This is a genomic window from Kineosphaera limosa NBRC 100340 (assembly GCF_000298215.1).
In the GTDB taxonomy this organism is placed as follows: Bacteria; Actinomycetota; Actinomycetes; order Actinomycetales; family Dermatophilaceae; genus Kineosphaera; species Kineosphaera limosa.
Window position 1 is genome coordinate 1 of the sequence record NZ_BAHD01000024.1, and the last position, 21,092, is coordinate 21,092.

Annotated in this window: 17 protein-coding genes; 5 read left to right on the plus strand and 12 right to left on the minus strand. The window is 70.9% G+C overall.

The window, feature by feature from the left end:
- From KILIM_RS07855 to KILIM_RS07875, 5 genes are all read right to left on the minus strand, one after another.
- Nucleotides 1-542 (minus strand): hypothetical protein (locus KILIM_RS07855; protein ID WP_006592123.1); only part of this gene is annotated, 542 nt, incomplete at its 3' end.
- 639 nt (nucleotides 543-1,181) lie between these two features.
- The gene (locus KILIM_RS07860) at nucleotides 1,182-3,227 is read right to left on the minus strand and encodes a M13 family metallopeptidase (RefSeq protein WP_006592124.1); all 2,046 of its coding nucleotides are present in this window, start codon (nucleotides 3,225-3,227) and stop codon (nucleotides 1,182-1,184) included.
- Nucleotides 3,228-3,328: 101 nt separating this feature from the next.
- Nucleotides 3,329-3,808: a GNAT family N-acetyltransferase gene (locus KILIM_RS07865; RefSeq protein WP_006592125.1), complete on the minus strand. Its 480-nt coding sequence runs from the start codon at nucleotides 3,806-3,808 to the stop codon at nucleotides 3,329-3,331.
- A complete protein-coding gene (locus tag KILIM_RS07870; protein WP_006592126.1) occupies nucleotides 3,805-4,740 on the minus strand; it encodes a hydroxymethylglutaryl-CoA lyase in 936 nt (311 codons plus the stop codon). The genes KILIM_RS07865 and KILIM_RS07870 overlap by 4 nt, the downstream gene beginning before the upstream one ends.
- Nucleotides 4,741-4,849: 109 nt before the next feature.
- Nucleotides 4,850-6,133: an AI-2E family transporter gene (locus KILIM_RS07875; RefSeq protein ID WP_006592127.1), complete on the minus strand. Its 1,284-nt coding sequence runs from the start codon at nucleotides 6,131-6,133 to the stop codon at nucleotides 4,850-4,852.
- A 76-nt stretch (nucleotides 6,134-6,209) separates the two neighbouring features.
- Between KILIM_RS07875 and KILIM_RS07880 the strand changes: the two genes are divergently transcribed.
- The gene (locus KILIM_RS07880) at nucleotides 6,210-7,853 is read left to right on the plus strand and encodes a DNA repair helicase XPB (RefSeq protein WP_006592128.1); all 1,644 of its coding nucleotides are present in this window, start codon (nucleotides 6,210-6,212) and stop codon (nucleotides 7,851-7,853) included.
- A gap of 255 nt (nucleotides 7,854-8,108) precedes the next feature.
- Here KILIM_RS07880 and KILIM_RS22200 read toward each other — a convergent pair whose 3' ends face one another.
- The 7 genes from KILIM_RS22200 to KILIM_RS07915 form a co-directional block, all read right to left on the minus strand.
- Nucleotides 8,109-9,377, minus strand: coding sequence for an ArsA family ATPase (locus KILIM_RS22200; RefSeq protein ID WP_006592129.1), 1,269 nt, complete (start codon nucleotides 9,375-9,377; stop codon nucleotides 8,109-8,111).
- A complete protein-coding gene (locus KILIM_RS07890; protein ID WP_006592130.1) occupies nucleotides 9,374-9,640 on the minus strand; it encodes a cory-CC-star protein in 267 nt (88 codons plus the stop codon). Before KILIM_RS07890 ends, KILIM_RS22200 begins: the two co-directional genes overlap by 4 nt.
- Nucleotides 9,637-11,361, minus strand: coding sequence for a carbon starvation CstA family protein (locus KILIM_RS07895; protein ID WP_006592131.1), 1,725 nt, complete (start codon nucleotides 11,359-11,361; stop codon nucleotides 9,637-9,639). Before KILIM_RS07895 ends, KILIM_RS07890 begins: the two co-directional genes overlap by 4 nt.
- 157 nt (nucleotides 11,362-11,518) lie before the next feature.
- Entirely contained in the window at nucleotides 11,519-13,039 is a 1,521-nt protein-coding gene (locus tag KILIM_RS07900) for a M28 family metallopeptidase (protein ID WP_006592132.1), read from the minus strand.
- Nucleotides 13,040-13,225: 186 nt separating this feature from the next.
- The gene (locus KILIM_RS22205; RefSeq protein ID WP_006592133.1) at nucleotides 13,226-14,581 is read right to left on the minus strand and encodes a vWA domain-containing protein; all 1,356 of its coding nucleotides are present in this window, start codon (nucleotides 14,579-14,581) and stop codon (nucleotides 13,226-13,228) included.
- Between the two features lie 175 nt (nucleotides 14,582-14,756).
- Nucleotides 14,757-15,854 (minus strand): hypothetical protein, encoded by a 1,098-nt coding sequence (locus KILIM_RS07910; RefSeq protein WP_006592134.1) that lies wholly within the window; start codon nucleotides 15,852-15,854, stop codon nucleotides 14,757-14,759.
- Between the two features lie 143 nt (nucleotides 15,855-15,997).
- On the minus strand, nucleotides 15,998-16,183 hold the full coding sequence (locus KILIM_RS07915) for a hypothetical protein (protein WP_006592135.1): 186 nt from the start codon (nucleotides 16,181-16,183) through the stop codon (nucleotides 15,998-16,000).
- Nucleotides 16,184-16,296: 113 nt separating this feature from the next.
- Here KILIM_RS07915 and KILIM_RS07920 point away from each other — a divergent pair, with 113 nt between their 5' ends.
- The 4 genes from KILIM_RS07920 to KILIM_RS22210 all read left to right on the plus strand — a co-directional run bounded on the left by KILIM_RS07920 (nucleotide 16,297) and on the right by KILIM_RS22210 (nucleotide 21,036).
- A complete protein-coding gene (locus tag KILIM_RS07920) occupies nucleotides 16,297-17,034 on the plus strand; it encodes a hypothetical protein (RefSeq protein WP_006592136.1) in 738 nt (245 codons plus the stop codon).
- Between the two features lie 96 nt (nucleotides 17,035-17,130).
- Nucleotides 17,131-17,841 carry a response regulator transcription factor gene (locus KILIM_RS07925; RefSeq protein ID WP_006592137.1) on the plus strand — a complete coding sequence of 237 codons (711 nt, stop codon included), beginning with the start codon at nucleotides 17,131-17,133 and terminating at the stop codon, nucleotides 17,839-17,841.
- Nucleotides 17,838-19,460, plus strand: a complete 1,623-nt coding sequence (locus tag KILIM_RS07930; RefSeq protein ID WP_006592138.1) for a sensor histidine kinase — start codon at nucleotides 17,838-17,840, stop codon at nucleotides 19,458-19,460. The genes KILIM_RS07925 and KILIM_RS07930 overlap by 4 nt, the downstream gene beginning before the upstream one ends.
- Nucleotides 19,461-19,548: 88 nt before the next feature.
- Nucleotides 19,549-21,036 (plus strand): S1C family serine protease, encoded by a 1,488-nt coding sequence (locus tag KILIM_RS22210; protein ID WP_006592139.1) that lies wholly within the window; start codon nucleotides 19,549-19,551, stop codon nucleotides 21,034-21,036.
- The last annotated feature ends 56 nt before the right edge of the window (nucleotides 21,037-21,092 follow it).

A 21,092-nucleotide genomic window follows, 5' to 3' on the forward strand; every position in this document is an offset into this window, starting at 1 on the left:
AGGGTCGTCTGGGTGCCGTACTGAGAGAGCAGCACGTCCTCGAACTCCGCGATCTCTTTGCGGGTCGCGCCCTCACCGAGCCAGCCGATCAGCTGGTCCAGCACGGTGTCCCAGCCGCGGACGTCGACCTTGGGCGACAGCCGGCGGTACGTCGAGGCGATGATCGCCGCCGACTCGACCGTGCACTCTCCGGCCACAACGGCGTCCTTGAGTCGGGCGACGTCCGGGGTCGAGCAGGTCCGGGAGACCTCGTCGAGCGCGCGGGCCTGCGCGGGCGCGAGCGGCACTCCGGCGTCGCGGCAGGACTGCTCGACCCATGCAGCGGTCTTGGGGTTGTCCGAGGCCGCGATGACCCCACGCTCCCGCGCCTCCATCACCACGGCCGCCTGCAACGCCTTCGCCGCATTCACGATCTTCGCGGCGCCGGCGGCCAATCCGGCCAGGTCGTCGCTGCCCAGCCGGGTCAGATCCCCGGCGTGCTCCAGCAGCGCGTCGGACCCGGCATCGAGCCAGGTCACGAGGTCCGCTGCGGTGGGTTCCATGTGGAAACACTATCGAACAGGATTTGTAGTAGCAACGCCACTAATCGCTGAACCACATTGCGGAACAAAGGTTTTCACATTCGCCCAATGGGTCTTGAGTTCCGTTGGGGCGCAGGCATTCTGGCGAGCCTTCCCACCACTGAACCAGAGTGATCTACATCACAAGATGAGGTGAGTGTCAGGTGCATTCAAAGCGGCCCCGTCCGCGCCTGACGCAGCCCGACGCAAGGGCCATCTCCCCACGAGGGGCAGGGCTCAGCCACCTCACCACAGTGGTGGGTCGGGATGGGCGCCGGAGTGCCCGCGCGAACGGTGGCCTCACCACCGGCACGCCATGGCCGCGCCGCCCTGGCCGACGGCCCCGACGACCCGGCCGGCGATGACAATTGCGAGATGCGCCCTAGCCGGGCGGCACCATCTGGGAGATGCCCCCTAACCGGGCGGCACAATCCAATGGGAGTCGCTCGGGCTGGCTGGTGAAGGCCTACGTGTGAGTCGCCCCGCCGCTACACCACCGCCCGCCGCGTCGCTAGACCGGCCCCGCCGCTAGACCGACCGGCAGCCCCGCCGCTAGACCGCCTCGCGGCTCCGCCGCTGGGCCGACGCCGCCGGCGCCAGGAACCCTGCGCCGGCGGGACCTCACCAGATCCGCACGCGATCCTGCGGTTCGAGCCACAGGGCGTCGCCGGGCTGCACGTCGTAGGCGTCGTAGAACTCGGTGAGGTTGCGCACGATGTTCGCCCGCAGATCCATCGGCGAGTGCGGGTCGAGCGACAGCAGCCGCTTGGCCTCCTCGGGCCGGGCCTTGCCGCGCCAGCCTTGAGCCCAGCCGGCGAAGAACCGTTGGTCGCCGGTGAGGTCGTCGATCACCGGCGCCTCCTGCCCGTCCTTGGAGATGCGGTACGCCAGATGCGCGATCGTCACACCACCGAGGTCGCCGATGTTCTCACCGACGGTCAGCTTGCCGTTGACCTGCTCGTCGGGCAGGTCGCGCCCGCTGAGCCCGTCGTACTGGGCGATGAGCGCCCCGGCGAGCTCGTCGAAACGCTCCCGGTCTTCCTCGGTCCACCAGTCGACGAGTTCGCCGTCGCCGTCGTACCGCGAGCCCTGGTCGTCGAAGCCGTGGCCGATCTCGTGGCCGATGACCGAACCGATCGCCCCGTAGTTCACCGCGTCGTCGGCGGCGGCGTCGAAGAACGGCGGCTGCAGGATCGCGGCGGGAAACACGATCTCGTTCATGCCCGGGTTGTAGTAGGCGTTGACGGTCTGCGGGCTCATGAACCACTCGTCGCGGTCGACGGGGCCGCCGAGCTTGGCCCAGTCCCGGTCGGCCTCGAAGGCGTAGCCGGCGCGCACGTTGCGGACCAGGTCGGCTGCGTCGAACTCCAAACCGCTGTAGTCGCGCCACACCGCCGGATAGCCGATCTTCGGGGTGAACTTCGCGAGCTTCTCCAGTGCCTTCTCGCGCGTGGCCGGCGACATCCACTCCAGCTCGCTGATGTCGCGGCGGTAGGCCTCGACGAGGTTGGCGACCAGGGTCTCCATGCGCTCCTTGGCCGCGGGGCTGAAGTGCTCCCGGACGTACAGCCGCCCGGTCGCCTCCCCCGCGAGAGCGTCGACGAGCCCGATCGCGCGACGCCACCGCTCCCGCTGCTCCGGCGTGCCGCTCAGCGTGCGCCCGAAGAAGTCGAAGTCCTCATCGACGAAGGCGCTCGACAGGTAGGGGGCGCGCGCCGACAGCACGTGCCACCGCGCCCACGACTGCCACGCCGCGTGCGGCACGTCGCGCACCGCCGCCGACAAGGCGCGCAGGTAGTCGGGCATGCCGACGACGCACGGGTCGAAGGCGTCGGCCGGCGCCCCGAGGCCCTCGCGCCACGCCTCCCACGGCACGTGCGGAGCCAGCTCTTCCAGCTCGGCGCGCGTCAGCTTGGTGTAGGTCTTGACGGCGTCGCGGGTGGCGACCCGGTCCCAGTGGGAGGCCGCCAGGCGGGTCTCCAGATCCAACACCGTGCGGGCCTCGGCGGCGGGATCGGGACGACCGGCCAGCGTGAACATCGCCTCGATGTGGTCGAGGTACTGCGCGCGCAGCTGTTCGTACTGCTCCTCGCGGTAGTACGCCTCGTCGGGCAGGCCCAGGCCACCCTGGTACACGTACGTCACGTACTGGTCGGAGGCCCGCTTGTCGGTGTGCACGTAGGCGACGGCCGGGCTGGCGACGCCCTCGCGCATCGCCTTTCCGAGCACTGCCCACAGCGCCGCCGCGTCGGGGGCCGCATCGATGGCGGCCAACTCGTCGTGCACCGGTCGCAGGCCCAGCTCTTCGACCCGGTCGACATCCATGAACGAGGCGTAGAGGGCCCCGACGAGGGCGCGAAGCTCGGCCTCGCGCTCGTCGGCCGCCCCGCCTGTCTCGGCGCTCTCGGACTCGGTGACCTCGGCGCTGGCCTGCTCCAACAGCGCCCGCACGTGCTCCTGCGCCTCGTCGCGCAGCAGATCGAAGGTGCCGTACCGGCCCTTGTCCTGCGGGATCTGCGTCGTGCGAACCCAGGCCCCGTTGACGAACCCGAAGAGGTCGTCCTGCGGCCGTACGCCGCGGTCCATCCCGGCGGTGTCCAAGCCCGAGTGCGCACCTGGTGTCGAGTTCTGCGTCGGAGCATCGCCCCTGGTCGCGTGGTCGTTCATCGTTCGCGGCCCCCTTCAGCCTCGTCTTTTCGACCACCCTAACCGCGAGCGCCGACAAGGTTGCCCGCCCGGTAGCGCGCCGCCGCCCAGGGGCCCAGCGCTCAAGGCAGTTCGAGTTTGAAGCCGGTGTGCGAGGGCGTGAACCCCAGGTGCTCGTAGAAGCGGTGGGCGTTGCCGCGGGTGACATCGGAGGTCAGCTGCACCAGGCTCGCTCCCCGTTCGCGGGAGCGACGCAGGGCCCACTCGAAGAGCGCCTCCCCGATGCCGCGCCCGCGCAGGGTGCTCAGGGTGCGCACGCCCTCGATCTGGGCGCGGGTGGTGCCGCGGCGGGTCAGGCTCGGGATGACGCTGAGCTGCAGGGTGCCGACGACCTGTCCGCCGAGTTCGGCGACGGCCTGGGTCTGCCCCGGATCGGCCGTCATCCGGGCGAACGCCGCAGCGTACGGGGCCAGGTCGCCGCCCTCGCGGCCAGCGCCCAATGGGTCGTCGGCGAGCAGGTCGACGATCGCGGCGAGGTCTTCGATCCGCGCCTCGCGGACCGTCACCGCCGGCGGCGCGTCATCGCGGGTCGGGGCGGTCACACACTCTCCCCGAGAGCGGTGACGACCCGCGACGGCGACTGACGGCCGAGTTGCCCGGCCATCCACACGCTCGTGGCCACGAGCTTCTTGAGGTCGACCCCCGTCTCGACGCCCAGCCCGTCGAGGGCCCACAGCAGGTCCTCGGTGGCCAGGTTGCCGGTCGCCGACTTCGCGTACGGGCAGCCGCCGAGGCCACCGGCGGAGGAGTCGACGATCGTGACGCCCGACTGCAGCGCCGCGATGGTGTTGGCCAGCGCCTGACCGTAGGTGTCGTGGAAGTGCACGGCGAGGCGGTCGATGCCGATGCCGGCCTCGACCAGGGCCTCCAACAGCCGCTTCGTGTGCCCGGTCGTCGCCACCCCGATCGTGTCGCCAATCGAGAGCTCGTCGCAGCCCAGGTCCATGAGGCGGCGGGCCGCGTCGACGACCTGCGGGATCGGCACGTTGCCCTCCCACGGGTCACCGAAGCACATCGACAGGTACGCGCGGACCCACGCATCCTGCTCCTTGGCGCGGTAGACCACGGGCGCGAACATCTGCACCGACTCCGCGACGCTGCGGTTGAGGTTCTTGCGCGCGAACGTCTCGGTGGCGCTGCCGAAGATCGCGATCGCGCTGACCCCGGCCTCCAACGCCCGATCCAGGCCGCGTTCGTTCGGCACGAGCACCGGGCGGTGCCGGCCCAGCCCCTCCTCCCCCAGGATCGCCAGCAGTTCGCTCGCATCCGCCAACTGCGGCACCCACTGCGGGGAGACGAAGGAGGTCACCTCGATCGTCTCCAGCCCGGTCTCGGCGAGCATCCGCACGAACATCGCCTTGTCCTCGACCGGCACGACCTGTTGCTCGTTCTGCAGGCCGTCGCGGGCGCCGACCTCGTAGATCCGCACGCGGTTGGGCAGTCCGGGCACCGGCTCAAGCTGGGGGCGTCGCATCGTGGCACTCCTGTGGGTCGGGTGGGGCCAGCCTAGTTCGACGCGCCGTCGAACTGCCGGAGTCCGATCAGATGCGATCGCGGCAGGGGCGCCCTGCGCCGGGGATTGGTCAGGAGGAGTCGGAGCGATCGGCCTTCGCTGAGGCCGCCTCGCCGTCGTCGGCCTCGGCGCCGCCCCGGCGACCACCCTCTCCGGTCGACCCGCCGGCCCCGCCTGGCGGATCGGCATCGGTGTGCTCGACGTCGTCGTCCGGCTCCGGGTCACGGTCCGCCTCGCCACCCGGCTCGTGATGATGGGGGTAACGCCGCCAGGTGACCACCAACGCGGTGAGGATGCCGGCCACGGGGACGGCGAGGAACAGGCCGACGAGGCCGAACGCGAAACCGCCCGCGGTCGACATCAGCAAGGTGATGACCGGATGGAAGCTGACGGCCCGGCTCAGCAGCAGCGGTGAGAGCACATTGCCCTCGATCTGCTGCACGGCGAGCACGAGCAACAGGGCCCACAGCGCGGTCTGGACGCCACCGAAGAACAGCGCGACGAGGATCGCGAGCACCCCGGCAAGGGTCGCACCGATCATCGGGATGTACCCGAGCACGAACGTCAGCGCGCCGATCGGCACGGCCAGCGGCACCCCCAGCAGCCAGAGTCCGGCACCGATGAAGATGCCGTCGACCAGGCCGGTGACCGTCGAGGCGAACATCCACCAGCGGGCGGTCTGCAGGCCGCGCCGGAACGAGGCGTCGGCCTGCGGGCGGCGCCGCCGCGGGATCGAGCTGAGGATGAGTCGCCACAGGTCGTCTCCGCTGGTCAGGGCGAAGATCGTGAGAAACAGCGAGATGAGCAGGACGGTCGTCAGGTTGCCGACCGCGGTCAGCGTCGTCATCGTCGCGGTCCCGATGCCGCCCGCGATCTGACCGGCCCGGGCCTGTAGTTGCGCGGTGAGGTCGGCGGCCAGTTGCGGCGGGATCTGCCAGCCGGCCTCGCGGGCGGCGTTCTCCATCGCCGTCGTGCCGCCGATGACGGCATCGACGAGGTCGGGCCAGGTGTTGATCAGCCCGCTGACGACGAACCACAGCAGCCCGCCGAAGGCGGCCAGATAGACCAGCACGACCACGAGCGCCGCCACGACCCGCGGGAGAAACCGGCGCAGCGGCCGCACGATGGGCCACAGCAGCGCCACCTGGGCGAAGCCGACGAACGCGGCGACGGCCACCAGTTGGACCCGCATGACGAGCCAGGCGGCGAAGACGAAGGCGACGCCCAAGACGATGAGCCGCAGCGCGATCGTCGCCTCGCTGTGCAGCCACGTCGTCGGCGTGGGGTCGCCGTCCGGCTCGGCCAGCTCGGCGGGCGAGGCGGGACTGGCCGCGCGGGTGTCGGTCTGCGCCATGAACGCAAGTCTGAACGTCCGGGCCCGCCGATGCACACCCGGGTCTTGCGTTTTGTCCGCCCTGCACACTGGAGGGATGAATGATGCCGCCCTCATCGTGCAGAGCGACAAGACCGTGCTGCTCGAGGTAGACCACGCGCGAGCTCAAGAGGCCCGGCGCGCGATCGCGCCCTTCGCCGAGCTGGAACGGGCCCCGGAGCACATCCACACCTACCGGATCACCCCGCTGGGGTTGTGGAACGCCCGGGCCGCCGGCCACGACGCCGAGCAGGTCGTCGACGCGCTGGTGACGCACAGCCGGTATCCGGTGCCGCACGCGCTGCTCGTGGACGTGGCCGACACGATGGATCGCTACGGGCGGCTCGTGTTGGAGAAGGACGGCGAGCGGCTCGTGCTGCGCACCACCGACCGCCCGGTGCTGGAGGAGGTGTTGCGGCACAAGAAGATCAAGCCGCTGCTCGGCGAGCGCGTCGACGACCTGACGGTGGTCGTGCACCCCAGCGAACGCGGGCACCTCAAGCAGGAGCTGCTCAAGGTCGGCTGGCCCGCGGAAGACCGCGCCGGGTACGTCGACGGTGAGGCGCACCCGATCGACCTGCGCGAGGACGGCTGGGCGCTGCGGCCCTATCAGGAACAGGCCGTCGAGGGCTTCTGGCACGGCGGCTCCGGGGTGGTCGTGCTGCCGTGCGGCGCCGGCAAGACGCTCGTGGGGGCCGGTGCCATGGCCCGCAGCAGCACGACGACGCTCATCCTCGTAACCAACACGGTCGCCGCCCGGCAATGGCGCGACGAGCTGCTGGCCCGCACCAGCCTGACCGAGGACGAGATCGGCGAGTACTCCGGTGCCCGCAAGGAGATCCGCCCGGTGACCATCGCCACCTACCAGGTGCTCACGCTCAAACGCAAGGGTGTCTATCCGCACCTGGACCTGCTCGACGCCCGCGACTGGGGGCTCATCGTCTACGACGAGGTGCACCTGCTGCCCGCCCCGATCTTCCGGATGACCGCCGACCTGCAGGCCCGCCGCCGCCTCGGGCTCACCGCGACGCTCGTGCGCGAGGACGGCCGCGAGGACGACGTGTTCAGCCTCATCGGCCCCAAGCGCTACGACGCCCCGTGGAAGGACATCGAGGCGCAGGGCTATATCGCCCCGGCGGACTGCGTCGAGATCCGCGTGAGCCTGCCCGACGCCGAACGGATGGCCTACGCGACGGCCGATCCCGCGGACCGCTACCGGCTCGCCTCCTGCGCCCCCGTCAAGGAGGCGGTGGTGCGCCGGATCGTCGAATCGCACCGGGGCGCGCAGGTGCTGGTCATCGGCCAATACCTCGACCAGCTGCAGATCCTGGCCGATGAGCTCGACGCGCCCCTGATCACCGGCGAGACGAGCGTGGCGCAGCGGCAGAAGCTGTTCACCGCGTTCCGGACCGGCGAGATCGGCCTGCTCGTCGTCTCCAAGGTCGCCAACTTCTCCATCGACCTACCGGAGGCGAGTGTCGCCGTGCAGGTCAGCGGCACCTTCGGCTCCCGCCAGGAGGAGGCGCAGCGGCTCGGGCGGGTGCTGCGGCCCAAGCGCGACGCCGGCACCGCGCACTTCTACACCGTCGTCACGCGCGACACCGTCGACGCCGACTTCGCCGCCCACCGCCAGCGCTTCCTGGCCGAGCAGGGGTACGCCTACCGCATCGTCGACGCCGAGGACCTGCCCCAGCCGAGCTAGGCGCCGCTCCCCCCCGCCGACGGGCCGGCGGTGCTAGGCACAGCGGGCAGCATGTTGCGCGCCCTGCCTAGCACCCTGCCGCCCGCCCAGTGGGGCCCGCCGCCCAACCGACGACGCTCGGTGCAACGGGCAACATGCTGCGCGCCCTGCCTAGCACCCCGCCGCCCGCCCAGTGGGGCCCGCCGCCCAACCGACGACGCTCGGTGCAACGGGCAACATGTTGCCCGCGCCGCCTGGCGCGCCGCGGGTGGCAGGTCAGCCGAGGTCCCAGGGCAGCACCGGCGCCAGATCGGCCGCGAGGCGCGCGATGGCGTCGGTGCCGACCGGCGGGTGCGGCTGCTCCGGCACGAACAGCAGCTCACGGCCCGGGTGCCGGTTGGCCAGCGGCTCGACGGCGGCCGTCGCCTCCGGTTCGCTGCGCACCCGGTTGACGACGATGCCCGCGAGCCCCACGCCGAGGCGACGCAGCTCGTCGAGCAGCTCCACCGACTCCAGCACGGGCAGCCGCTCGGGGGTCGTCACCACGAGAAACGCGCAGCGGGCCGGGTCGCGCAGCACGTGACCGAGAGCGTGCAGCACCCGCTGCCGGTCGGCCAGGATCGCCGCGATCCGCTCCTGCCGCAGGTCGTCCGCGCTCCCCTGTGTCGCGTCGTCGGGCTCGGAGCCGGCGGCGCGGGTGCGCACGATCCCGCCGAGGGCGTCCTGCGCTTCCTGATGGCGGCGGGCCCTGGCGCGTCGGCGGGCCAGCGCGTCGAGCCAGGCCCCGATCGCCTCCGGGGCGGCGAGCAGTTGCGCGGTGTGCCCGGTCGGTGCGGTGTCGACGACGATGTGATCCCAGGCGCCCAGGGGAGCGTTCGCGCCGCCGGCCGACGCCTCGAAGGAGGTGGTGTCGACGGGCCTGGAGCGCTGCCAACAGCGGCGTCGCGGCGGTCCGGCCTGCCGCTGCGCCCGCACCTCCTCATCGACGAGAAGACGGGCCAACCGTTCCAGTGTCGCGGCCTCCAGCGCACCGGGGGCCTGCGCGGAGAGCGCGAGGTGGCGGTCCACCGCCTCCCGCAGCTCCGGCGCCACGAGGTCGCGCGTCAACGCGGCGACACCTTGCACGTGCGCCTGCGCGCTGGCCCGAGGATCGATCTCCAGCACCTGCAGGCGTCCCCGCCCGATGTCACCGGGCGTCGGCGAACCGTCGGCGGCCCGCAGCGTCGGTTGCGCAGCCGACTCCGAGGCCGCGCCCTCGGCCGTCGCCACGCTCTCCGCGGTCGCCACCGCAGGCATGGGGATGTCGACGGGCGCGTCTCCGATCGCACGGCCGAACAGGTGCCCGAGGCTGTGCGCGGGATCGGTGGAGACGAGCAGCACGCGCCGTCCCGCCGCGGCGAGCAGCCACGCAAGGGCGGCGGCCGTCGAGGTCTTGCCGACCCCACCCTTGCCGCCGACGAACACGACTCGGGGCACGGCCGCGGGCCGGGCGCCGATCCCCTCGGCGCCCGGCCCGTCCGACGAACTCCACCCAGCCGCACTCAACAGCAGCACCTCGTGTGATCGAACGGACTGGTGGGCTGGGCCAGCCGCTCCTGCCAGTCGCCGAGTTCTTCGTACATGAGCGGCACCAGTTCGAGGGTGTAGAACTGCGCCGGGTCCGGCACGCCGAGGGCCTGGCCGAGCACGAGCACCCGCACCAGGTCGTCCTCGTCGCGGCGGGCGCGGGCCAGCGTGCGCCGGTAGGGACCGGTGTAGAACTCACCGAGCAGTTCCCCGGCGTGCGCGAGGCGTTGCCGCAGGCTCATTCGCGGTGTTGCGAGTGCTGGGAGCTCGAGGTGGATTCGGCGACGACGTCGTCATCGTCGTCGGGGCTCGGCCCCTCACGCCGCGCCTTCGCCATCGCGACCCCGGCCTCGAAGAGCACCCAGAGGGCCGCGACGAGGATGATGACGTCGAGCACCAACAGCAGCCAGTCGCCGGCGTTGTAGAACGTGCCGAGCTGCACGACGAGGGCGTACAGCGACATGACGCCGACGAACACCAGCGGAATGACGATTGGGATGATCGTGCGGCCGCGGCGCAGCAGCATGACGGCGATGACCGACAGGGTCAGCGCGGCGAGCAACTGGTTGGTGGTGCCGAACAGCGGCCAGATGACCATGCCGCCCGAGCCGTCGGCGCCAGCGCTGAAGGCCAGGCCCAGGCCGAAGATCAGCACGACGAACGTCGCCGGAACGTGGCTCAGCTTCATCCCGAGCAGCTCGCCGGCCTCTTGCACGACGAACCGCTGCAGCCGCACGCCGGTGTCCATGGTCGTGGCGGCGAAGAGCACGGCCATCGTGGCCAGCACGGTCGCGCTCAGCGACGGCGGCAGGCCCAGGCCGGCGTTCATGATGTTGCTGCCGCCCTCGACGAACGCGGTGACGCCACCCTGGTTGAACGAGTGGTAGATCTCGCGCCACTGGGTCAGGCTCTGGAAGCCCGCGGTGGTCGCGATGATCGCGCCGAGCGCGAGCAGCCCCTCACCGACGGCGCCGAAGTAACCGACGAAGCGGGCGTCCGTCTCCTTGTCCAGCTGCTTGGAGCTGGTGCCGGAGGCGACCATGCCGTGGAAGCCGGACAACGCCCCGCACGCGATGGTGACGAACAGCAGCGGCACGATGCCCGGTGTGCCGGCCGGCACGTCGGCGTTCCAGGCCGGGGCGACCAGGGCGGGGGCGGCGATGAGCACCGAGCCGTAGAGGATGCCCAGACCGATGAACAGCTGCAGGCCGTTGATGTAGTCACGCGGCTGCAGCAGCATCCACACCGGCAGCATCGAGGCGATGCCGGCGTAGATGAACAGCACGAGGATCCACACGGCGTTGGCGCTCAGGCCGAACATCGTCTCCGGCAGCACGATCGGGTTGGAGTCGCCGATGAGGATCAGCGCGTACAGGCAGACGACGCCAACGACCGAGACGAGCCACAGCGGCATCTTCCAGCGGTAGATCGCCTGGCCGACGACGAGGGCCACGAGGATCGCGCCCCACGTGGGGATCACCGCGGTGGGCGTGGAAACCAGCAGGTTGGAGATGACGACCGCGAAGGCCGCGTTGACCATGAGCAGCAAGAAGAAGATGACGACGAGGAACAGGCGGCTGCCGCGGGCCCCGATGTAACGCCCGGAGAGCGTGCCCATCGACTGCCCTTTGTTGCGGGCCGAGGCCCAGAGGGCGCCCAGGTCGTGCATGCCGGCGAAGAAGACCGTGCCGACGGTGACCCAGATGAACGCCGGCAACCAGCCCCAGATCACCGCGATGGCGGGCCCGACGATGGGCGCCGCGCCGGCGACAGACGTGAAGTGGTGGCCCCAGAGCACGAACTTGTTCGTCGGCACGAAGTCGACCCCGTCGGTGCGGGTGTGTGCGGGAGTCTTGTAGTCCGGATCCAGCCGGTAGACCCGCTGCGCCAGGTACCGCGAATAGAAGAGGTAGCCGAGCGTCATGATCGCGACGCCGACCACCGCCAGGACGACTGAGTTCACCGGTGAACCTCCCACATAGATGCGCGTCCCTAGACCGTCCTGCGCATGCGCGCGAGGGTCAATAGGTGCCAGCCACCACTACCGCGGGGGCGGGACCGACGTTCGGTCCCGCCCCCGCCTGGTGCTACTCGGCGTCCGCGCCCTCGAGCACGCAGTGTCAGTTCTTGCCGTTGACCGCCTTGGTGCTCGTGGCCAGGGTCAGCACGGCGTGCGCGATGGCCTTGGAGTTGATCTCCAGGGCGTCCTTGTTGATGTTGTTCAGGTCGTCCTTGGGGGTGTGGTAATTCGGGTCGTAGAGCTCGCCGACGGTGCCGCCGAAGAGCTCCTTCTCCCGCTCGGTCTTGCGCCCGTCCGCGCCGGTGAACAGCCCGGAGGCCGGCACCCCGTTGGTGATGAACGCCTGGTAGTCGCTGCGGCCGGAGAACTCGGTGTCGACCCACGGCTGCTTGATGCCGTCGAAGTAGTCGGTGAACACCTTCTCCGTAGCCACCGACCCCTCCGGCACCGTGACCGGAGCCTGGTACGTGGACTGGTCGGCGTCGTAGACCCCGATGATGTGGTTCGGCGAGCCGACCATGTCGAAGTTGAGGTAGGTCGCGATCTTCTTCAGACCCTCCGGGTTGTTGGCGACCAGGTCCGCCACGAAGTGGTCGGACCCGAGCAGGCCGAGCTCCTCGGCGCCCCACCACGCGAAGCGCACCTTGTTCGGCAGCTTGCCCTGGATGTTGCTCTGCTTGTTCAGCTGGACGGCGACCTCAAGGATCGCGGCAGAGCCGGAGCCGTTGTCGTTGATGCCCGCACCCTCGTCGACCGAGTCGAGGTGCGCGCCGGCCATGACCACGTTGTTCGGGTCGCCCCAGGGCGTCTCGGCGATGACGTTGAACGTGGTGCGCTGCTCCATCGTCTTGTCGAGCACGAACTTGACCGTCACCGGGCTGGCGGCCATGGCGGACAGCAGCGACTGACCGACCTCCTGCGTGACGCCCGTGGCCGGCACGACGTCGGTCAACACCCCGCCGAACGTGCCGTTGAGCGGGCCGGCGGCGTTGTTGTAGACGATGACGGCCGACGCCCCGGCTGCCTTGGCGGCCTTGGACTTGTCGCCGAACGGGCAGACGCCGCGCGCAACGAGCGCGATCTTGCCGGTCGCGTTGACGGCCCCCCACTCGGCGGCGTTGCACCCGGTGACGGCGGTGGGCGCGACGAGCTCTGCGGTGACTCCGGCCGCCGGGGTGCCGGGGCTGTAGGACATGGGGACGTGCTCGATGGTCCGCTGCGCCGGGGCGGTCTGCTCCAGGCTCGCGGCCTTGATCTGCTCGAAATGGAACTCGAACGGCTGGCGGCTGGTCTTGTAGCCAGCGGCCTTGAGCACCTTTTCGACGTACTGCGCCGACGCCTCGTAACCGGAGGTGCCGGCCGCGCGGTGACCGTCGTTGGCCTTCGCGATGCTCTCGAACTGCCGCAGGTGGGCCATCACCGCGTTGACCGTGACGTTCTTGCGCAGCTTCTCCGACCTCTTGAGGTCGCGATCGGGCGGTCCCTGGCGGTCCGGATTCGCCGAGACCACAACGGGAGTCTCGACCGGAGCGGCGACGGCGCCGGGCAGGCCCGACAGTCCACTCAGGGTCAGGCCGGCGACGGCCAGGGCGACAGTGACGGTGCGGCGGGGTGTCCTCACTCGAACTCCTGTGTTCGGAGCCGCCAGGGTCGCGGCTCGATGCCAGGCACGTTATGGCAATCCCGCAGTCCTTGCACGACCCCCTTTGAGGAAAACACCCCCGATCGTCACCGTGTTGTGACCTGGCATCACGACCGCATAGCGCCCCCAGCCGCGCAAGGTGATCTGCACCACGAGGACGCTCCATCAGCTGGAGTCCCGCTTCTTGCGTTGGGCATCGCCGCGTTCTTCGACCCACTTCAGCTCGGTACTCAGTTGCGCCTCCAGCTCTGCCGACTTCGAGCTTCGCGTCGAGGTGACCCACTCGATCAGGGCGACTTTTCGCTTTTCAAGAAGGTCGGATATCGCGAAGCGTAGACCTTCATCCATGGAGCCGTCCGCAACGAGGAGTTTCAGCACCTCCTCGCCTCGCTGCCCTTCGCTCCTGAGCTTCGCCTCGAATTCATCGCTCTGACTGTTCAACCGGGCCCTTTCCGCCAACATTTGGTCGCGCAGGGCGAGATTCGTGTAGCCCTCCCAGCGAATCCAATCCAGCACCCCCGCTTCCTCGGTCCAGTAGCGCTTCAGGTCCTCCGGGCTTTGGGCGTCGACGTACTCTCCGCCACCGGCGGTCGCCATGGCGCGCAATTGCCCGCGCGCATCGGCACCCACCTGAAAGCCGATGACATTGACGACAGTGCCCGACCCCACTTCGGTGAGCTTCTTCGCGGCGGCCACCGGGTCTCCGCCGCACGTCTCGATACCGTCACTGACGACGTAGACGACCGCGCTTGCCGCGTCGCCGGGAATGTCCTGCGCGATGGCCGCGACACCGGCCGCCAGGGGCGTCCATCCGACCGGCTTCACCCCCCGAGCAGCAGCCGCGAGGCCCACCGGATTCCCTTGGTACACAACTCTCGTCGAGGCGCACGAGGTCGCCTTGTCGGCGTCGGAGTTGCTGCCCTGGTCGCCGTGCACCCGCAGCGAGGCGCCCGCGTCGGCGGGCAGGACCTGGGCAAACTCGGCGATGGCTGCCCGTGCCTCGTCCATGCGCGTGCCGGGCGAACCGGGCGTCGCAGCCTGCTTCATGCTGCCGCTGGCGTCCAGCAGGATGGCAACATGTCGCTTGCCTTGCGGCGCGGCCGCGGCTCCCGTCGTGCCCTTCGGCACGGATGCCTCCCGGCCGCTGTCGATGTTCGCCGTGAAGTTCAGCAACGCCGCAACGTCGGCGCGATAGTCGCCGTGCACCGCAGCGACGATTGAGTGCGCCCAGGATTCGGCATCCGCTCCGCCGCCCTTCTTAGCCGCCGCTGCCGCCGCATTGGCGTCGAAGTCCGCGCCGAACGGCCCTGCCGGTGCCTGCAAATCCGCCTGTGCGGCCTGACCTTCATTACCGCCGGGAGTCAGCCGGTAGGGGCCCGCGGAAGGCGACGTCGCATTATCGGCTCCCGGTGACGTCGGCGCGGAGTCTTGCTGACGCTCGACAAAAGCGGTGGTCGGCACCGAGCACGCGGCAAGCACGCCGAAGGCGACAACACCGGCGAGGAGTCGAAAGGAGCGCATGGGGTTCTCCAGTAAGAGGCAGGCGGCTATGCGGGAGGGATGCGGAGAGGTTCACCGCTGCTGGGGACCCTAGAACGGATCCGCATATCCGCGTTGTCGACCATCCACAGCCCTGTCCGAATTCAGCATCAAGAATCAGGGCCTGTGGACAATCCACCGTGCCGACCGCGACGCCTTATGCGCTGCGTCGCGGCGGTAGCAGAACGGCGTCCGCGGTCTCGGCGAGCAGGGCCTCGTGAGTCGCCAGCACGAGCCGTCGCGTCAGCGACGTCTGCAGAGCGGGATCGGCCAGCACGTCGCCGTAGCCCAGCCAGGCGCACTCGCTGCCCGTCGGCAAGTCCAGCGGGACGGCGACGCGCGCGATGCCGGCCGCCCGCAGCACGTCCAGGCCCCGCAGGTGGGCGCTGGTGTCCTCGTCGAGGCGTGCCGCGATGTCGGCGCGAGCCCAGCCGCGGCACGGCCCGTGGTCGTTGCCCTCGACGGCGACGATGGCAATGCCCGCCGCGATGCGTTCGTCACGGGAGCGCCGCCGGAACAACTCCGGCGCGCGCCGCCCGGCGCGAGCCAGGATCCGCCGGGTGATCGTCCGCAGCTCGCCCGCGTCGCCGGTCGTCAGGCCCGCCAGTGCGGACGCGAGGAGGGCGTCGATGTGGCGCAGCCGCTCGTGAACGTCCGGCGGACAGCGGTCGAGGTCGAGCGCTTCGTCCGGCAGCGGCTCGGTGGCCCGCGGATCGGCCGTCAAGGCCGCCAGCTGGGTACGCCCGCCCACGAGCGCGGCGATCTGCGCCACCCGAGCGTCGCGCACCAGCTGGCTCGCGGTCGGGGCGTCACGCAGGAAGCCGGTCCGCGCCCGGTCGAACGCCGCCAAGGTCAGCGCGTGCCACTCGGGGTCGACATTGCGGCGCTGGTGGCCGTACACGATGACCCGCCGCAACACCCCCGCGAGCAGCTCGCGGCCCTCCCGCGGGCGACTCCGATGCTCGTGTTCTGCGGGATCGAGCACGGCCCGCACCAGCTGCGGGCCCCAGGTGAACAGGTCGCCGCTGCCGTGACGATCGGCCAGCTGCAGCAGCACGGCGACCGCAGCCGACTCGTCGCCGGCGCCGATCCAGGCCTGCTCGGCGAGCTCGGCCCGGGCCTGCCAGACCAGGGCGTCCGCCGGCGGCACGTCCCACGGCGGATAGTCGCCCGCGCCTGAGGCAAGATCCGCGTCTGATTCGAGAGCACCGTCGTGGGCTGAGCCAGGAGTCGATCGGTAGGTGACGTCGTACATGGGCCCGACCGTAGGGCGGGGGTCGGTTGCTCTGCTCGGCTCACCTCGGCGCCTGGGGACAACCTCGCCTTCGGCCTCTGGGCTGCAGGGGGCCTGTGGACGACGGATTGTCGCGTCGCCTCACCTCACTCGGGTCACTCCGGTCACTGCGGGGCGCGCTGCTGGGCCTGCGCGTAGCGCTGCCGAAGCCGCTCGTGGATCTCGTCGGGGGTCATGGCTCGGCGGCGCCGCTCGTTGCGGGCGATGACGACCCCGCCGGCGACGAGTCCGGCGACGCCCGCCAGCCCGACCGCCCGCACTACGGCGGTCCGCCACGGGTTGACCTTCATCGGCTCTCCTCATCTCGGGTACGCCGCGTCTCGGGAAGCCGCGACTCGGGTACGCCACGCGGTGCGCTGCCCGAACCCTACGGCGCCCGGTCGGGTCCCGGTACTCTCTCGACGTGCGCGTATCCCGCCGCCGGCGCCACCCCGGCGATCCCGGCACGACGGTCGGTCTGGACGAGGCGATCGACCTCGCACGCACCGGCGACCTCTGGATCTTCCGCGGCGACTCGCGCGTCGACCGCACGATCCGGGCCGTCACCAACGCCCCGGTCAACCACGTCGCGATGGCCGTGGCCCTCGACGATCTGCCTCCACTGCTCTGGCACGCCGAACTCGGCAAGGGGCTGCGGGACGTCTGGACCGGTCAACATCAACGCGGGGTGCAGTTGCACGACCTGCGGGAGGCCGTGACGCAGTGGACCGGCCGCTACGGCCAGCACGGCTGGTTCCGTCAGTTGAGCCCGGAGGTCACCCGCGACATGGAGGATGCCGTGCTGCGCACCATCGCGCGCTGGGATGGCACCCCTTTTCCCGGTACCGCCGCCCTCGCCGGCCGCTGGCTACGCGGCCGCGCGGGTCGTTTCGCGCAGCCCCGCCAGAGTGTGGCGCGCCTGCGGCAGCAGTGGGCGCAATCACTGAGCCGGGGCCGCGCCACCGCCCCACCGCCTGCGGTCATGACGCCGACCGCCGCCTACTGCGCGGAGGTCGTCGCGGTCACCTATCAGGCGATGGGGCTGCTGGAGGACGACCTGCCGAGCATCGCCTACGATCCCGGTGCCTTCTGGTCCGGCGACCGCCTGCGCCTGACCGCCCCGTTCACCCTCGGCGCCGAGATCGCCGTGCGCACGGACTAGGGCTGCCCTGCGCCGGGCCCCCGAACGCCCGAAATCAACCCCACCGCATCCCGTGTCGTCCAGCAAACGCTCAGGACAAAACGGCAAACTGGTCAGGTGAGTAGCCAGTCCCAGCCCGAGGCACGCCTCCTCGTCGTCGAGGACGAACCCAACATCCGCGAACTCCTTGCGACCTCTCTGCGGTTCGCCGGGTTCGAGGTGCACACGGCCGCCGACGGCGCGGCCGCCATCGAGGTCGCCGAGCGCGAACAGCCCGATCTCGTAGTGCTCGACGTGATGCTGCCCGACATCGACGGCTTCGCCGTGACGCGCCGGCTGCGGGAGAACGGCCGACTCATGCCGATCGTGTTCGTCACCGCTCGCGACTCGGTCGACGACAAGGTCAAGGGCCTGACCGTCGGCGGCGACGACTACGTCACCAAGCCGTTCAGCCTCGAAGAGGTGATCGCCCGCATCCGGGCGGTCCTGCGCCGCACCCGCGGCGACATCACCGAAGACGCCATCCTGCGCTTCCACGACCTCGAGCTCAACGAGGACAGCCACGAGGTGCGCCGCGGCAGGCGCGTCATCGACGTCTCCCCCACCGAGTTCAAGCTGCTGCGTTACCTGCTGCTCAACCCCAACCGGGTGCTGAGCAAGACGCAGATCCTCGACCACGTCTGGGACTACGACTTCCGCGGCGAGGCCGGCATCGTCGAGTCCTACATCTCGTACCTGCGCCGCAAGGTCGACGTCGACGACCCGCCGCTGATCCACACCCGGCGCGGCGTCGGCTACGTGCTGCGGCTGCCTCCCGAAACGGTATGACTCAGTCCGGCACGCCGGGCGTCACCGCGGACGAGCAAGAACCGTCGGCGGCCACCGGCGCGGGCAACGCGGACAACGCGGACCCCAGCGGGGAAAGCACAGACCCACCTTCGGCACCGAAGGTTCGCCGCCGCCTGGGCGACCGGATCGCCACGCCGCTGCGCAAGCGGACGCTGACCTGGCGACTCGTCGCCGTGCTGCTCGTGCTCATGATCACCGCGCTGACGATGAGCAACCTCACCACCAGCGCGCTGATGCGGCGCTACCTCATGGACCGCACCGCGCAAGAACTCCAGGTCGCCTCCGGCCCGGTCGCCAGCCGCTCCCTGGGGTCGAACAGCAACAGCAACACGACGCCGAGCACCTACGCGATCGTCTTCTACGACCCCACCTCCGGCCTGCAGTATTCGGTGGGCCCCTCCGACGGGCGGTTCCAGCCCAAGGTGCCGGTCATCGCGCTGACCGATTCGCGCGCCACCGACAGCGAGGTCTTCCAACTGCCCTCGAGTCAGTCCGGCGGGCCGATGTGGCTGGCCAAGGCCGGGGTGGTGACCGAGCGCAATACCGGGATGCAGGTCGGCACGTACGTCGTGGCCACCTCGTTGGCGGGCATCGATCAGACGGTGAGCCGCATGATGCTGCTGTCCACCGTGCTCGGTCTGTGCGTCACCGGCGCCAGCGTGCTCATCGGGTGGCTCGGCTTCCGGCGGGCGTTCCGGCCGCTGCGCGCCATCGAGGACACCGCCTCGGCCATCGCCGCCGGAGACCTGACCCGCCGCGTGCCGCAGCGGGCCGCCAACGACGAGGTCGCCAGCCTGGCCCGCTCGCTGAACGCGATGCTCGCCCAGGTCGAGTCGTCGTTCCACATGCGCGCCGCCTCGGAGGCGCGCATGCGCCAGTTCGTCACCGACGCCTCGCACGAGCTGCGCACCCCGCTGGCCACCGTCCGCGGCTACGCCGAGCTGTACCGCCAGGGTGCCGCCGCCTCGCCCGAGGCCACCGCCGGCGCCATGCGGCGGATCGAGGACGAGGCCACCCGCATGTCCGGGCTCGTGGAAGACCTGCTGACGCTCGCGCGGCTGGACAACCGCCGCCCGATGCAACTGGCCAGCGTCGACCTCACGGTGCTCGCCGGCGACGCCGTGCAAGACGCGCGCGCTCGCCAGGCCGACCGCACCATCCGCCTCGTCGGCCTCGACAAGACCGGCCTGGCGCCGGCCGTCATGCGCGGCGACGAGGCCAGGCTGCGGCAGGTCGTCACCAACCTCCTGGCCAACGCGCTGACCCACACACCCTCCGGCAGCCCGGTCGAGGTGGCCGTCGGGTCGGCTGGCGAGCGCGTGCGCATCGAGGTGCGCGACCACGGCAAGGGCATCCCGACGCAGGACGCCCCCCGGGTCTTCGAGCGGTTCTTCCGTAAGGACCCCGCCCGCGGACGGCAGCAACAGGGCGGCCACGGCCTCGGCCTGGCCATCGTCGCCGCCATCGTCGAGGCGCACGGCGGCCGGGTCGGCGTCGCCCCGACCCCCGGCGGCGGCGCCACGTTCGTGGTCGACCTGCCCCGCTCCGCGCCGGCTGCCCCAGCACCCAGCACACCCCCAGCGGGGATCGAGCTATGACCGACGCGACCGTGATGAACTGGGCTAGGCAGCGCAGCGCCCACGCCACCAAGACCACCAGGCCCCGCCGGGCCGGGAGGGATCAGCGATGAGTGAGAATCGCCCCGAGTCGGGCTCCGACGACTGGGCCGGGCGTGGCGAGCGACCCGAGCCGACCACCGAGCCGACGCCCCCGACCGGCCCGCTGTGGCACGGCGGCAGCGACGCCTCGGCACACCACGGGGTGCGCTCGGGCTACGCCGGTTTCGGCACCCCCGACGACCCTTCGCAGTGGTCGCGGCAGGGCGCGCCGGCCGACTCGGTCGGCGGATCGCAACCCGCGGCCGGCGGGGCGGGCACGCAGGCCTCGGTCGGCGCTTATCCGGGGGGTTCCGGTAGCCACGGCCCAACTGGCTACGGGCCCGGCGGTGGCCCTGCACGGCGGCGCCGTCGCCCCGCCACCTCCACGATGCTCGTCGCCAGTCTGGCCGCACTGTTGGTGCTCGGCGGCGCCGTTGGCGCCTACTTGCTGAGCCCCGCCAACAGTCAGCAGGTCGCTCAACAGGCGGGCAGCGCCTCCGGGGAGCAGCGCTGGCCGGCCAGCGAACCGCCGGTGCGTGTGGCCGAGGGGTCGGCCCCCGACTGGGTTGCCACGGCCGCCGCGGTGGCCCCCAGCGTCGTCGCGATCACCGTGGCCGACAGCAGCGGCCAAGGTGGCGAGCAAGGCTCGGGCGTGATCCTGGATGCCCAGGGCCATGTGGTCACCAACCACCACGTCGTCGCCTCCGGCATCGGCGGCGGCGCCGACATCCTCGTGACTCTCACCGACAAGCGCGCCTACAAGGCCTCGATCGTCGGCACCGACCCGAGCACCGACCTGGCCGTGCTGTCCATCACCGACGCCCCCAAGGACCTCACGCCCATCTCCATGGGTGACGCCACGCAGCTCAAGGTGGGCTCGCCGGTAATGGCCGTGGGCAACCCGTTGGGGCTGGCCGGCACGGTGACCACCGGCATCGTCAGCGCCCTCAATCGACCCGTCACCACGCAGCAGGCGGCCGGTAACTCCCCGCTGGGTGGGGGCGGCGAGTTCGTCGTGACCAACGCCATCCAGACTTCGGCGGCGATCAACCCCGGCAACTCCGGCGGCGCCCTAGTGAACGCCTCCGGCCAGCTCGTCGGCATCAACTCTTCGATCGCCCAGACCAGCCAGGACGGCGGCAACATCGGCATCGGCTTCGCCATCCCGGTCAACGAGGCACGCTCGGTCAGCGACCAGATCCTGACCAACGGCAGCGTTCGCCACCCCTACCTGGGGGTCACCGGCCGCGGTGGCTACGTGCGCGACGGCGACGCTCAGCGGGCCGCCGCGATCATCGACCAGATCACCCCCGGCAGCCCGGCCCAGCAGGCGGGACTGCGCAACGGGGATGCCGTCGTCGCCATCGACGACGAGCCGATCGACAGCTGGGAGGGGCTCGTCGCGCAGGTGCGGGAGCGGGACGTCAACGCCGGGGTCAAGTTGACCATCGTGCGCGACGGCTCCCGCCAGGATGTGCAGGCGACCCTGGCTCAGCGGCCGGCATCGATGAACTGAGCGAAGCGAACCAGCAGTTCCAGTCGGGCCCGCGACTGGCACGTGTCAGCTCCGGT

Excerpts from the sequence above, each read along its gene's own strand:
- KILIM_RS22205 (WP_006592133.1), bottom strand. The coding sequence starts at position 14,581 with ATGCGCTCCTTTCGACTCCTCGCCGGTGTTGTCGCCTTCGGCGTGCTT.
- KILIM_RS07880 (WP_006592128.1), top strand. The coding sequence starts at position 6,210 with ATGAATGATGCCGCCCTCATCGTGCAGAGCGACAAGACCGTGCTGCTC.
- KILIM_RS07915 (WP_006592135.1), bottom strand. The coding sequence starts at position 16,183 with ATGAAGGTCAACCCGTGGCGGACCGCCGTAGTGCGGGCGGTCGGGCTG.
- KILIM_RS07910 (WP_006592134.1), bottom strand. The coding sequence starts at position 15,854 with ATGTACGACGTCACCTACCGATCGACTCCTGGCTCAGCCCACGACGGT.
- KILIM_RS22210 (WP_006592139.1), top strand. The coding sequence starts at position 19,549 with ATGAGTGAGAATCGCCCCGAGTCGGGCTCCGACGACTGGGCCGGGCGT.
- KILIM_RS07870 (WP_006592126.1), bottom strand. The coding sequence starts at position 4,740 with ATGCGACGCCCCCAGCTTGAGCCGGTGCCCGGACTGCCCAACCGCGTG.
- KILIM_RS07860 (WP_006592124.1), bottom strand. The coding sequence starts at position 3,227 with ATGAACGACCACGCGACCAGGGGCGATGCTCCGACGCAGAACTCGACA.
- KILIM_RS07875 (WP_006592127.1), bottom strand. The coding sequence starts at position 6,133 with ATGGCGCAGACCGACACCCGCGCGGCCAGTCCCGCCTCGCCCGCCGAG.
- KILIM_RS07930 (WP_006592138.1), top strand. The coding sequence starts at position 17,838 with ATGACTCAGTCCGGCACGCCGGGCGTCACCGCGGACGAGCAAGAACCG.
- KILIM_RS07890 (WP_006592130.1), bottom strand. The coding sequence starts at position 9,640 with ATGAGCCTGCGGCAACGCCTCGCGCACGCCGGGGAACTGCTCGGTGAG.